The sequence below is a fragment of the Prauserella marina genome, assembly GCF_002240355.1.
GTDB classification, from domain to species: domain Bacteria; phylum Actinomycetota; class Actinomycetes; order Mycobacteriales; family Pseudonocardiaceae; genus Prauserella_A; species Prauserella_A marina.
Map to the genome: position 1 here is coordinate 2609282 of NZ_CP016353.1, position 12269 is coordinate 2621550.

The window sequence follows — 12269 nt, forward strand, 5'->3', positions numbered from 1 at the left end:
CGCGGCGGCACCGGTCGCCTGCCCACTCCGAGCGCTTCGCCGCTCATGAACACGACCAAAGGGGAGTGACGATGGATCCCGTCCGGCTGCTGCGCAGGGTCTCGCACGATTACCGCGACCGCGTCGCGGTCCGCTGCGAGGACACGGCGCTGACCTATGGCGAATTCGGAGAGCGGTCGAGCAGGCTGGCGAACGCGCTGGCCGATCTCGGGCTGGAGCAGGGGGACCGGATCGCGCTGCTCGGCGACAACCGCCTCGAATCGCTGGAACTGATCGTCGGAACGGCGATCGGCGGCTTCGTCCGCTGCTCACTGCACGCGCATGACGCGCCGGAGCGCCACCGGTATCTCATCGAGCACACCGGGGCGAAGGCGATCATCGTCGACGCGCACTACTACCACCGGATGTCCGGTGTGCTCGGCGAGATCACCGGACTGCGGCACGTGATCGTGCTCGGCGACACCGGTGGCGCGGAAGGCGTCAAGTCCTATGAGGACGTACTCGCCGCCGCTTCTCCCGAACAACCCGACGTCCGGCTCGCCGAGGACGATCCGCAGACGATCCGGTTCTCCTCCGGTACGACGGGGTTGCCCAAGGGGATCATGATCACGGTCGGCGCGACCATGGGCATGGGCAACGAGTTCGCGGTCGTGCTGCCGGGCTTCGACGATTCGGACCGCTACCTCGCGGCAGGCCCGCTCACCCACGCGGCAGGCATGTTCATCTACCCGCTGCTCGCCGCCGGAACCACCACGATCGTCATGCCCGGCTTCGATCCGGGGAAGTTCCTCGAAATCGTCGAACGCGAGAAGGTCACCGCGACGCTCGTGGTGCCCACGATGATCCAGATGATCACCGACCACCCCGACGCGAAGACGAGGGATCTCTCGTCGCTGCGGGCCGTCATGTACGGCGCGGCACCGATATCGGAGACCACTCTCGGTAAGGCCCTCGACGTGTGGGGCGACATCATGTACCAGCTCTACGGTCAGAGCGAGGTGGTCCCGATCGCCATCCTCATGCCACGGCACCACAGGCTCGGTTCCGGCGTGCTCGCCTCGGCGGGCAGGCCGAGTCCCAACGCCTGGGTCCGGATCGAGGACGACGAGGGCAACGAGTTGCCTCGTGGCCAGGTCGGGGAAGTGGTGGCTGGCGCGCCTTGCATGATGTCGGGCATCTGGGGTGACGACGAAGCGGCGGCGGCGAGGTTCACCGCCGACGGCGGGGTGCGCACGAGGGACATGGGCTACCTCAGCGAGGACGGATTCCTCTATCTCGCCGACCGCAAGGAAGACATGATCAACTCCGGTGGGTTCAACATCTGGCCTGCCGAGCTGGAGAAAGCGCTGTCGGCACATCCCGCCGTCCAGGACGTGGCCGTCGTCGGCGTTCCCCACGAGAAGTGGGGAGAGACGCCGTGCGCGCTCGTGGTCTTGCGCGGCGACGCCCAGAACACTGAGGTCACCGAGGCCGAGCTGATCGAGTGGACCCGCGAGCGCGTCGGTTCCTACAAGAAGGTCACCGGGGTCCGTTTCGTCGCCGAGCTGCCCAAGACGCCGCTCGGAAAGATCCTGCGACGCCAGGCGAGGGAGCGCTATCTCGCCACGGGCGACGGGCTCGGCCGGGCCTGACTCCGCGCGCCGGTCCGCTTTTCGCGATTGTCCCCATGGCGCAGCGTCGCCTGAGTGAGGAGTACACACACCGTGTCCGATGAATCCGTTCTGTACGAACGTCGCGGCCCCGCCGCGTGGATCACCCTGAACCGGCCCGGCGCCCACAACGCGCTGTCGGCGGAGGTGGTCGCCGGTATCGGCGAAGGGCTGCGCAGGGCCGAGCGGGACACCGGGGTCCGAGCCATCGTCCTGGCAGGAAACGGACCCTCGTTCTGCGCGGGCGCCGACCTGAAGATGGTGCTGGCACACGGAAAAGGAGCGGACGACGGTCACACCGCCGCGGGCGCGTTGTCCGGGTTCTTGCGCTCCATCGCCGACGTCTGCGCCAGGATCGCGGCTCATCCGCTTCCGGTGATCGCCGCGGTGCACGGCAACGTGATCGCGGGAGGATTGGAGCTGACGCTGGCCTGCGATCTGGTGCTCGCTGACGAGAACGCGGCGATCAGCGACGGGCACGCCCGCTACGGGTTGTTCCCAGCGGCGGGCGGCGCGACGAGGCTGCCGCGCAAGATCGGTGTCAACAGGGCGAAATACCTGCTGTTCACCGCTGACACCTGGGACGCGGAACTGCTGCGCGAATGCGGTCTGGTCAATGAGGTCGTCCCCGGCGGCGAACTGTCCTCGCGGGCACAGGCGCTGGCCGAGCGCATAGGACAGCGCAGCGCGAGGGGACTGGCCGCGATGAAGCGCGTGGTCGAGGAAGGACTGGACCTTTCGCTCGACGAGGCGCTCGCACTGGAACTGGCCGAATGTGAGCGCTACATCGCCGGTGGCGGGGACTTCGAAGAGGGGCTGCTGGCCTTCACGCAGCGGCGGGTGCCCGTGTTCGGCGAGCGGGATCCGGCCTGAGCGCCGCTGAACTGACGATGACGGCCGAGGAGGCGTGATGGAACTCGAAAACAAGGTGGCGCTCGTCGCCGGAGGAGCGTCGGGACTGGGACGCGCGGTGTGCGTCGATCTCGCGGCGCGGGGCGCTGTGGTCGCCGTACTCGACCGGGACGCGGCACAGGCGAAGGAGGTCGTCCGCGAACTCGGTGGCGGTCTCGCGCTCGGCGCGGACATCACCGAAGCCAGTGACGTCGAGCGTGCCGTGGACGAGGTGATGCGTACGCTGGGCGCGGTGCACGTCAACGTCAACACGGCGGGGATCATCGGTGCAGCGAAGATCGTCTCTCGCGGTACTCCCGCGTCCTTCGAGGACTTCGACCGAGTGATCCGGACCAATCTGTGCGGCACCTTCAACGTGATGCGCGTGGCCGTCGCCGCGATGCTCGGCAACGAGCCCGAGGACGGTGAGCGGGGCGTCGTTGTCAATACGTCGTCAGGCGCGGCCTACGAAGGACAGCCGGGACAGGCGGCATACGCGGCGAGCAAGGCGGGTGTCATCGGTCTGACCCTGCCGGTCGCTCGCGATCTGTCCGGCAAGGGGGTGAGGGTGAACGCGATCGCTCCGGGGTTGTTCGAAACGCCCATGTCGACGGGTTTGCCGCCGGACGTGCGGGAAGGACTCGTCGGCATGATCACCGAACCGCGCAGGCTCGGCAGGCCCGCCGAGTTCGCGCGCATGGTGCGAGCCATCGTCGAGAACCCTTATCTCAACGGAGAATGTGTCCGGCTCGACGCGGCGACGCGGTTGACGGCGCGGTAGCGGCCACCCTGCTCGTCTCGACAGCGGCGGGCAGGGTCACCACGTTCAGGGGCGGTGTGCCGACGCGTGTTGGCACACCGCCCCGGCATGTGGAAGGACGGGACACATAGGACGGCCGTCCCATGTGTCCTTTTAGGGCGGAAGGATGTAACCGGAGAGCAGCCGTAGCGTGTGATCGAGGATCTGGTCGGGGTCGAGCTTTCCCTTGTCGTCGTACCAGCGGGCGATCGACAGCATCATCCCGTTGATCAGGTTGACCGTGGTCACCACGTCGAGGTCGGCTCGCACGATGCCCTCGTCGGCGCAGAGTTTGAAAAGGCCGGTGGCGATGTGGTTCACCTCGCGCGCCCAGGATGTGTAGTTGCGCAGTGCCTGTGGCGAAAGCTGGTGCTGGCCCGCGTTGAGTACCGCGTAGTAGGTGCGGTAGCGGATCGCGGCGTCCACCTGCACCCTGAGGTAGCGCGTGAGCTTCTCGCGCGCGGGCAGGTCGCTGTCGACGATTTCGTCGAGGCTGTGCCGCAGTGGGTAGATGACCTGCTCGACGATTGTCTCCAGCAACCATCGTTTGGAGGTGACGTATTGGTAGACGGTGGGTTTGCTGACGCCTGCCTCCGCCGCGATGTCACTGATCGTCGCCTCGGTGAAGCCCTTGCGCTCGAATACGGCCGCCGCAGCGTCGACCAGTTGCTGCACGCTTGTCGCGCGCTTCCGTGTCATCACGCCTCCTCCGGCGTCAGCCTAGTGCACCTGCGTGGCCTCACCGCTCGTGACGCCGCCGTCGGGTTCGGCATTTCTTTTCCGCTGCCAAGATACTATATTAGTCAGTTAGTTAAGATAACTCGGCGAACAGCAGGCCGGTGAACAATGAGGAGGAACCGTGCGCGACGTTGTGGTGGCGGGGGTCGGGATGACCGACTTCGGTAAGCAGCCGGACAGGTTGGTCTCCTCGCTGGCGACCGAAGCCGTCGAGTCGGCCATCGCGGACGCGGGCCTTCGAGGGGAACCGGCCGATGGGCTGGGGATGATCTACTACGCCAATGTCCTTTCCGGACTGTTGCAGGGGCAGGAATCGGTGCGTGGTCAGCATGCGCTTTCTCGCACGGCGGTGGCGGGAATTCCGCTCGTCAACGTCGAGAACGCGTGTGCGTCCGGATCCACGGCGCTGCACCAGGCTTGGCTTTCGGTCGCATCGGGACAGGTCGATGCGGCGCTCGCCGTCGGTGTGGAGAAACTGCACATCGAGGACAAGGCTCGCGCGCTCGCCTCACTTGCCTCGGCGCTGGATCAGGAGCATCTGCCCGAGGTGCTGGCAGAACTCGGCGCGAACGGGAGCGGGTCGGTGTTCATGGACGTCTACGCTCGCGCGGCGCACCGGTACATGGAGCACACGGGCGCGACGAAGGAAGACTTCGCCGCGGTCGCGGTCAAGAACAGCGAGCACGGTGCGCGCAACCCGAAAGCCCAGTACGGCAGGAAACTCACCATCGAGGAAGTGCTTTCGGCGCGGCAGGTGAGCGGTCCGCTCACGGTGCCGATGTGCGCGCCCATGAGTGACGGAGCGGCGGCGGTGCTCGTCGCGGCACCGGAACTGGCGGCCCGCTGGGAATCCGAAGCGGTGCGGTTGCGCGGCGTCGTGGTCGCCGCCGGCCGAAGGGGCGTGCTCGACGAACTGGTTCCCGCGACGGCGCGACGCGCGTTCGAGCAGACCGGGATCGGGCCGGAGGACATCGAGATCGTCGAATGTCACGACGCCGCTTCCCCCGCCGAACTGATCGTGCTCGAGGAACTAGGTCTGTGCGCCCAGGGCGAGGCGCTGGCGAAGCTGCGCGAAGGTGCGACGCGGATCGGCGGCTCGCTTCCGGTCAACCCGAGCGGCGGTTTGCAGAGCAGGGGACACCCGCTCGGCGCGACCGGTCTTGGTCAGGTCGTCGAACTGGTGGAACAGCTTCGTGGTCGCGCGGGCAACCGTCAGGCGGGTGCACCGAGGGTCGGCCTCGCCGAGAACGCGGGCGGCTACCTCGGCCCCGACCCCGCCGCGGCGACGGTGACGATCCTGAGCAGGTAGCTGGCAATCACCGTCCATTGTGGTTCGGCAAGGGGCGGTTCACGAGCAAGGCAGCGGAAGGGAAACCGGCCATGGCCAACGAAGCCAACACAGCCAACACGGCAGTCGACTACAGCGGATACGAGAACATACTGGTCACCAGATCCGGTTCGGTGCTGACACTCACCCTGAACCGGCCGGAACGGTTCAATGCCGTCGACAACGCGCTCCACGAGGAACTGAGCCACATCTTCATCGATATCGCCCGGGACGAGCGGACGTCGGTCGTGGTCCTCACCGGAGCGGGCCGCGCCTTCTGCGCCGGCGGGGACATCAAGGCGATCCTTGAGGACACCGAGAAGAACGGCCCCGGTAACTATCTCGACATGACCTCGGCCAAGCGGATCATCTTCTCGCTGCTCGATCTCGAAAAGCCGATCATCGCGAAGGTCAACGGTCACGCGATGGGTCTCGGCGCCACGCTGGCCCTGTTCTGCGACATCATCTACATGGCAGACGACGCCCGCATCGCCGACCCGCACGTGTCGGCGGGAGTCGTCGCTGGCGACGGCGGCGCGATCATCTGGCCACAGCTCATCGGATACGCGCGGGCCAAGGAATTCCTGCTGACCGGCGATCAGATCTCCGCCACGCGCGCGGCGGAGATGGGCCTTGTCAACCACGCGCTGCCCCGCGATGAGCTCGACGGCGCGGTCGACGCGCTCGCCACGAGGCTCGCCGCGGGTGCGCAGGACGCCATCCGGTGGAGCAAGGTATCGGTCAACATCGGCTTGAAGCAACTCGCCCACACCATGCTCGACACCTCGATCGCCTACGAGATCCTTACCCTGCACGGGCCGGATCACGCCGAGGCGCTTGCCGCGTTCGTGGAGGGCCGGAAACCGGACTTCACCGGCACATGACGGAGGTGAACCCCGGGTCAGGAGTCAGGAACTGTCCTGTTCGGTTGGTCTCGCTGGGACGCGGATATCCCGGGACGGAGCGGCTTGATGCGCGGTCGGGTGAGCGCGACGGTCGGCCAGCATCCGGGCACGGGGCGCCCGTACATCGTCTACGACCCCGAAATGCCCGCGGAGGTACCGGAGCCGAGCTGATACCCCGCCGTCACGGCTGCGTGATCCGCCCTTCGAGGAAGTCGCAGTGGCGGCGGAACCCCGCCTCGGTCAGTACCATGCTCGACGAGGTGTCGGCGAAGGGCTGGTCAACGACCACGAGCGCGGCCCCGCATTCGGCCGTGTCCGCGCTCGCCAATGCGGTCGCGGGCTCGGTGACCGAGGTGAGGAACAGGACGGGGCCACCCGGCGCGTAGATCGGGGGCGCCGGTACGAGCCTCGCCGTCGCTCCGTCGACGTGCGGGGTGTGCTCGTCGTGCTCCGTCCCGCCGGGAATCTCCTTGTGCCACCACGATGTCGCGAGGGTGAGGCCGAGGCCGTCGGCGAAGCGCCGCCGTTCGGTGTCGGGCACGGGGCAGACGAAGCGCACCGCGTCCCCTGCCGCCGTTGCGGCCAGTGCGGACCACAGCGCCCTTCCCGTCGTCGGCCACTCTCCGGCGGGAACGGCTGCGTCGTCGACGATCCAGCCGCGTGGCGACGCGCTCGCGATGAGCAGCGCGTGGGCGGTGCGGAAGCCACGGCCGCCGTCCTCACCGATCACCCGCGTGAGAAAGGCATGGTGCTGTTCGTCCGCGTCGGCAGCGGGGCGCCAGAGCAGCGGTGCGCCGGGGACGAGCAGGTCGCGGTACCGCCGCAAGGTCTCCACGGCCCAGCCGAGATCGGCGGTTGTCAGCTCCCGTACGTGCTCCGTCACCCGGATCCCCGTCCGGCGAGCGTCTGGGCGAGTAGTCCGGCAGGGGACAGCACGTCGGTGACGTAGCCGAGGTTGCCTTCCCTTTCCTTGGCAGGGGCGCTGGGGTCGAGGACGACGCTCGCCGGTTCGGCGATGTCCTCCAGCGTCCGCAGTCCCCGGTAGTAGGTGATCAGCTCGGTGTCGACCTCGACGGTTCCCTGCCGGGCGTAGCCGTTCATGAAGTCAGCCTGGTGTTCCGGAGTGACGGGCAGATCGGCGAGGACGCCCCCGCCGAGCACGAACATCAAGTCGCGTTCGGCCGGTGCGAGAACGGCGTCGTCGAAATCGATCAACACGGGCCCTTCACCGGTCAGGATGAGGTTGCCGAGGTGAGGATCGGCGTGGCAGGGGACGAACTCGGGCAGCGAGGCGCGCTCACGCAGAACCCCGCCGAGACGGATCGTGAGGTCGTGCACCGTGCGCAGGTCCGCGCGGTGGGGCAGCCATGCCTCGGCGAGCCGCGAGGCCGGTTCGTCGTGAGGGGCGCCGTTTTCTCCGATGACCGCGTCGACCCGCTCGAACAGAGCGGCCCAGCGGCTGGGGTCGAAGTCCTCGCGCGGTACCCACTCGCGCAGCTGTCCGGTGACCGGAAGACCGTGCAGTGTGCCGAGAAGCCGTCCCTGAGCCTCCCAGGTTTCGCGTCCCAGTGGTGCTTCGAGTGCGCTGGTTCCCGCAATCCATTCCATAATGGACAGTCTCATGTCTCCGGTGTCGATCCACAGCGCGCCGGTGCGGGAAGGGACCGGCTTCGCCGTGCTGCCGGGAAGCGCCTCGCTCAGGGCGGCAGGAAGGACAAGCCCTGCCGCGGAGCCACCGCCCGACCATTTCACCGCGAACCGCTGACCTCGCGAGTCGGTGGCCGTCCACAATGTCGCCGCGAGATCGGCACCCCCTTCGACCGGCACCAGGCCGGTGGAATCGGTGATGTCGAGGTCGTAGTGCTCGGCGAGCAGAGTGCCGACCTTGTCGGCGTCGGTGGCTGGCGCCTGAAACATCGAATCCCCTTGGCTGTCTGGGTCGCGGACTGCCCGGATGATAGGAGGCGGCCAGCAGTTCGCGCCTGTGGGTTTTCTTTCGGCGCTCAGGCGTCCTTGTCGATCGTGGCCGCGATGCGCTCGACGACCTTTCTCCTGAGTTCGGGTGAGGTCGGTTCGCCCGACAGCGATTCGTACAGCCAGAAACCGTCGGCGGCGAGCCTGGTGATGAAGTGGGTGAGCGCGGCCGGTCCGCTCGCCGCGTCAGCGAGCGACGGAGCCCAGCGGTCGGTGACGTCCCGCCACGGCTGCGCGTAGCCGGGATTGACCGACGCTTCGAGAAACAGCAGCAACTCGGCGCGCGTGACACTGCGGGAGGTGACGCGCGCATAGGCTTCGAGCCGCTCCTCCGGCGTGGCTTCCTCCGCTGTCTTTCCCGCCGCCTCGACGAGGCTCTCCTCCCACTCCCGCGCCACGTGCTGGTGCACGGCGAGCAGGAGCGCGTCCCTGCTCGGGAAGTGGTAGAGCAGACCGCCCTTGGTCAGCCCCGATGCCGCGGCCACCGAATCGAAGGTGACCGAGGTGACGCCGTCGCGCTGCACGACCTCCACCGCCGCGGTGAGGATCTTGGTGCGTTTGCTCTCCCGCATGATCGCCTCCTGCCGTCAGTGGCCGACGCTAGCCAACGCCCGCCCGCCGAGCATCACCCGGGTGAGCACGGCCGCCGCCGCGAGTACGCCACCCGCCACCAGCATCACCACGACGTAGCCGGTGTCGAAGCCTGCCGAGGCCGCGATGCCGGTGAGCAGACTTCCGAGCAGGGCGACCGCGGTCAGGCTGCCGAATTCGTAGGACACCTCCTCGACGGAGGAGGCCATCCCGGCCCTGTGCACGGGTACGTTGCCGATGATCGCGCTGGAGGCCACCGACATCGGCAGGCCGAGACCCGCACCGGTGAGGGCGAGCCCGATGGCGGTCCAGTGCACCCCCGCGCCGAGGCCGAGCACGGTCACCCCGGCGCCGACGACACTGATCGCCAGCCCGCCCGAGATCAGTGGCCGAAGCCCGGTCCTGTGCAGGATCGCGCCGCCGAGGAGCGCGGTGGGAAGCGAGCCGGCGGCCACCGCGGCGACCAGCAGTCCCGCCTCCAGCGGGGTGAATCCGGCGATCAGCTGGAAGCGCTGGGTCGTCGCGAGCTGGATGCCCGCGATGGCGAACATGGACACTCCGGCCGCGATGACCCCCGAGCTGAACGCGGCGTTGCGGAAGATCGAGAAGGCGAGCAGCGGGTAGGGGAGCCGGTGTTGCCTGCGTGCGAACAGCAGGAAGCCGGTCACGGCCACCACGAGCGACCCGGCGAGGACGAGCCAGGAGGTCTCGGCGTTCGCCGCCTCCTTGATCGCCATGACGAGCCCGGCGAGCCCCGCCATCGCCTGCACCGACGAGACGAGGTCCCAGCGCTGGGAACGGTCGGGCACGCCACGCGGCGCGACGATCAGCGTCGCCACGAACGCCACGATGACGACGGGCACGTTGACGAGAAACACCGAGCCCCACCAGAAATAGCGGAGCAGGACGCCGCCGATGATCGGCCCGAGCGCACCGCCGACGATGGAGACACTGCCCCACACGGCAACGGCCATGTTGCGTTCCCGTTGATCGGTGAACGTGATCCGGATGAGCGCGAGCGTGGCAGGCATCATCGCCGCCGCCCCGACGGCCAGCACGCCCCTGCTCGCGATGAGCGTTGCCGGATTCGGCGAGAAGGCGGCCATGACGGAGGCGGCGCCGAACACCACGAGCCCGGTCAGGAACATCCGGCGATGGCCGATCCGGTCACCGAGAGTGCCCGCTCCGAGTAGAAGGCCCGCCATGACCAGCGGATACGCGTTGATGATCCAGAGACTTTCGGAGCTGCCCGCGCCGAGTTCCTTCGTCAGCGTCGGCAACGCCGTGTAGAGGATGGTGTTGTCCACTGTGATCAGTAGCAGCCCCGCGGCGACGGTGGCGAGCAGAGTCCACCGCCGTGCCCCATTCATGACCATCCTCAAACTATACCTTCCATCCGGTACAGTTTGAAAATGTGGCCTCGATCACAAGGATACGCTTGATGCTCGTGTCCATAGTGGACATACGAGGTGATCGCCTTGACGGCCGGGAATGCTCACCGGAGCCGATACCGTTCAGTACGGACGTGCGGCCGGGCAGGCGGTGACCATATGCTCGGGCCACGGCAGCAGCGCCGGGTTCATCCGGATCCGGCGCAGAACGGATCGACGAGGACGGGCAGCAGCGCATGGTGGGACTGAAAGTCGGCTACAAAGCATCCGCGGAGCAGTTCGGTCCGCGTGACCTGGTGGAATACGCCGTCAGGGCCGAGGAACTCGGCCTGGACAGCGTCATGGTGTCGGATCACTTTCTGCCGTGGCGGCACGAGGGCGGGCACGCGCCGTTCGCTCTCGCCTGGCTTCCGGCCGTGATCGAGCGCACCAGCAGGGTTCAGCTCGGCACGAGCGTCCTGACCCCCACGTTCCGCTACAACCCGGCCGTGATCGCGCAGGCGTTCGCCACGATGTCCCTGCTGTCGGAGGGGCGCGTGATCCTCGGTGTCGGCACGGGTGAGGCACTCAACGAGATCGCCGTCAGCGGCAGGGAATGGCCGGAGTTCAAGGAGCGCTTCGCGCGCCTGCGTGAGGCGGTGCGGTTGATGCGCGCGTTGTGGAGCGAGGACGACGTGTCGTTCGACGGCGACTACTACACGCTCGTCGGCGCCAAGATCTACGACCGGCCAGAGCAGCCGGTCCCCGTCTACGTCGCGGCGGGCGGGCCGGTGATGGCCAAGTACGCCGGCCGAGTGGGGGACGGCTTCATCTGTACCTCGGGCAAGGGAATGGAACTCTACGAGGACAAGCTGCTGCCCGCGGTCGCCGAGGGCGCGCTGGCCGCGGACAAGGAGCCCGCCGGCGTCGACAAGATGATCGAGATCAAGCTGTCCTACGACCGCGATCCCGAGCAAGCGCTGGCCAACACCCGGTTCTGGGCGCCGCTGTCACTGACGCCGGAGCAGAAGCACAGCGTCGGCTCAGCCGAGGAGATGGAACGGCTGGCCGACGAACTGCCGCTCGACCAGGTGGCGCGGCGCTGGATCGTGGCCTCCGACCCCGACGAGGCGATCGCGCAGATCAAGCCCTACGTCGACGCGGGACTCAACCACCTCGTGTTCCACGGTCCAGGGCACGACCAGGAGCGCTTCCTCGGCCAGTTCTCCGAGGACATCCTGCCGAGGCTGCGCGCGCTCGGCGGCTGAGTGTCCTTCCGGTGGCCGACTCGTACGGGTCGGCCACCGGAAGGGTCAGGTGAGGTCGACGGTGACGCCGCCGGAGAGGCTGGAGTCGTGCAGTTCGGCGCTGACCGGCTCCACGTCGGCAGGCAGGTCGAAAGCGATCTTGCCTTCGACCGTGTTGCCGGGATTGATCTCCTTGAACCAGACGCTGTCACTTCCGTCGCCGGTCAGGTAGATGCCCGCCGCGGAATCGGCGGAATACTTGTTGCCCCGCGCGTCGTAGAGGAATTGCTCGGTGTCGCTGAGCAACTGTGGCTCGCTGCCGATGTTCTTCACGGTGAGTTCCACGATGACGTACTCGCCCTGCGCCGTCGCGGTCAGGTAGTCGCCGACCGTTTTCGCGCGGCTGAGGTCCTTGACGACGAACTCGAACTTCCCGTCCCTCGCAGGTTGCCCGATCGTCGCGGCGCTCTCGGTGTCGGCGGCTTGCTGTGCTTCGGCGGCCGGTGCCGCTGTGTCCTCCGGTGTGCTTTCGGGGGAAGTCGTCACGACCGAGATCACGATGAGCGCGGCGGCGACACCACCGATGATCATCGCCCATCGCCGTTTCTTTGACCGCGGTCCTTCTGGAGACGGGGAGTGCTGGGCGGGCGAGGGCTGTGCCGGTCTCGGCTCGGATGGCTGAGTCATGGGTGATATGTCCTCTTTCATGGGGCTATCCAATGCATCCGTTTTCGCTGCCCGCGCATTACGTGGTGTGCCTGTTTCGTTATCGCCGCCG

Annotated in this window: 12 protein-coding genes; 6 read left to right on the forward strand and 6 right to left on the reverse strand. The window is 67.6% G+C overall.

Annotated features, from left to right (window positions below; all coding sequences use genetic code 11):
• Positions 1-71: 71 nt before the first annotated feature.
• From BAY61_RS12135 to BAY61_RS12145, 3 genes are all read left to right on the forward strand, one after another.
• Positions 72-1631, forward strand: coding sequence for a class I adenylate-forming enzyme family protein (locus tag BAY61_RS12135; protein WP_091797143.1), 1560 nt, complete (start codon positions 72-74; stop codon positions 1629-1631).
• Positions 1632-1703: 72 nt separating this feature from the next.
• Positions 1704-2522 (forward strand): enoyl-CoA hydratase/isomerase family protein, encoded by an 819-nt coding sequence (locus BAY61_RS12140; protein WP_170140024.1) that lies wholly within the window; start codon positions 1704-1706, stop codon positions 2520-2522.
• Between the two features lie 37 nt (positions 2523-2559).
• On the forward strand, positions 2560-3321 hold the full coding sequence (locus BAY61_RS12145; RefSeq protein WP_091797147.1) for an SDR family NAD(P)-dependent oxidoreductase: 762 nt from the start codon (positions 2560-2562) through the stop codon (positions 3319-3321).
• A gap of 132 nt (positions 3322-3453) precedes the next feature.
• On the opposite strand, the gene BAY61_RS12150 is transcribed toward BAY61_RS12145, so the two are convergent.
• Complete coding sequence (locus BAY61_RS12150) at positions 3454-4038, reverse strand: TetR/AcrR family transcriptional regulator (protein WP_091797148.1); 585 nt, start codon at positions 4036-4038, stop codon at positions 3454-3456.
• A gap of 160 nt (positions 4039-4198) precedes the next feature.
• Here BAY61_RS12150 and BAY61_RS12155 point away from each other — a divergent pair, with 160 nt between their 5' ends.
• Both BAY61_RS12155 and BAY61_RS12160 read left to right on the forward strand, forming a co-directional pair.
• On the forward strand, positions 4199-5386 hold the full coding sequence (locus tag BAY61_RS12155; protein WP_091797149.1) for a thiolase family protein: 1188 nt from the start codon (positions 4199-4201) through the stop codon (positions 5384-5386).
• Positions 5387-5457: 71 nt separating this feature from the next.
• Positions 5458-6288 (forward strand): enoyl-CoA hydratase/isomerase family protein, encoded by an 831-nt coding sequence (locus BAY61_RS12160; RefSeq protein WP_091798780.1) that lies wholly within the window; start codon positions 5458-5460, stop codon positions 6286-6288.
• Positions 6289-6490: 202 nt separating this feature from the next.
• Here BAY61_RS12160 and BAY61_RS12165 read toward each other — a convergent pair whose 3' ends face one another.
• The 4 genes from BAY61_RS12165 to BAY61_RS12180 form a co-directional block, all read right to left on the reverse strand.
• Positions 6491-7192: a hypothetical protein gene (locus BAY61_RS12165; RefSeq protein ID WP_091797151.1), complete on the reverse strand. Its 702-nt coding sequence runs from the start codon at positions 7190-7192 to the stop codon at positions 6491-6493.
• On the reverse strand, positions 7189-8226 hold the full coding sequence (locus BAY61_RS12170; protein WP_091797153.1) for a phosphotransferase enzyme family protein: 1038 nt from the start codon (positions 8224-8226) through the stop codon (positions 7189-7191). Before BAY61_RS12170 ends, BAY61_RS12165 begins: the two co-directional genes overlap by 4 nt.
• Positions 8227-8312: 86 nt before the next feature.
• Complete coding sequence (locus tag BAY61_RS12175; RefSeq protein ID WP_091797155.1) at positions 8313-8855, reverse strand: TetR/AcrR family transcriptional regulator; 543 nt, start codon at positions 8853-8855, stop codon at positions 8313-8315.
• A 15-nt stretch (positions 8856-8870) separates the two neighbouring features.
• Positions 8871-10250, reverse strand: a complete 1380-nt coding sequence (locus BAY61_RS12180) for an MFS transporter (RefSeq protein ID WP_176879506.1) — start codon at positions 10248-10250, stop codon at positions 8871-8873.
• Between the two features lie 254 nt (positions 10251-10504).
• Between BAY61_RS12180 and fgd the strand changes: the two genes are divergently transcribed.
• The gene (fgd, locus tag BAY61_RS12185) at positions 10505-11512 is read left to right on the forward strand and encodes a glucose-6-phosphate dehydrogenase (coenzyme-F420) (RefSeq protein WP_176879540.1); all 1008 of its coding nucleotides are present in this window, start codon (positions 10505-10507) and stop codon (positions 11510-11512) included.
• A gap of 45 nt (positions 11513-11557) precedes the next feature.
• Here the strand turns inward: fgd and BAY61_RS12190 are convergent, their stop codons facing one another.
• Positions 11558-12082, reverse strand: a complete 525-nt coding sequence (locus tag BAY61_RS12190) for a DUF4352 domain-containing protein (protein ID WP_245866025.1) — start codon at positions 12080-12082, stop codon at positions 11558-11560.
• Positions 12083-12269 lie beyond the last annotated feature (187 nt).

Coding starts and splice junctions, on each gene's coding strand:
- BAY61_RS12135 (WP_091797143.1), top strand. CDS start 72: ATGGATCCCGTCCGGCTGCTGCGCAGGGTCTCGCACGATTACCGCGAC.
- BAY61_RS12145 (WP_091797147.1), top strand. CDS start 2,560: ATGGAACTCGAAAACAAGGTGGCGCTCGTCGCCGGAGGAGCGTCGGGA.
- BAY61_RS12150 (WP_091797148.1), bottom strand. CDS start 4,038: ATGACACGGAAGCGCGCGACAAGCGTGCAGCAACTGGTCGACGCTGCG.
- BAY61_RS12160 (WP_091798780.1), top strand. CDS start 5,458: ATGGCCAACGAAGCCAACACAGCCAACACGGCAGTCGACTACAGCGGA.
- BAY61_RS12170 (WP_091797153.1), bottom strand. CDS start 8,226: ATGTTTCAGGCGCCAGCCACCGACGCCGACAAGGTCGGCACTCTGCTC.
- BAY61_RS12175 (WP_091797155.1), bottom strand. CDS start 8,855: ATGCGGGAGAGCAAACGCACCAAGATCCTCACCGCGGCGGTGGAGGTC.
- BAY61_RS12180 (WP_176879506.1), bottom strand. CDS start 10,250: ATGGTCATGAATGGGGCACGGCGGTGGACTCTGCTCGCCACCGTCGCC.
- BAY61_RS12190 (WP_245866025.1), bottom strand. CDS start 12,082: ATGATCATCGGTGGTGTCGCCGCCGCGCTCATCGTGATCTCGGTCGTG.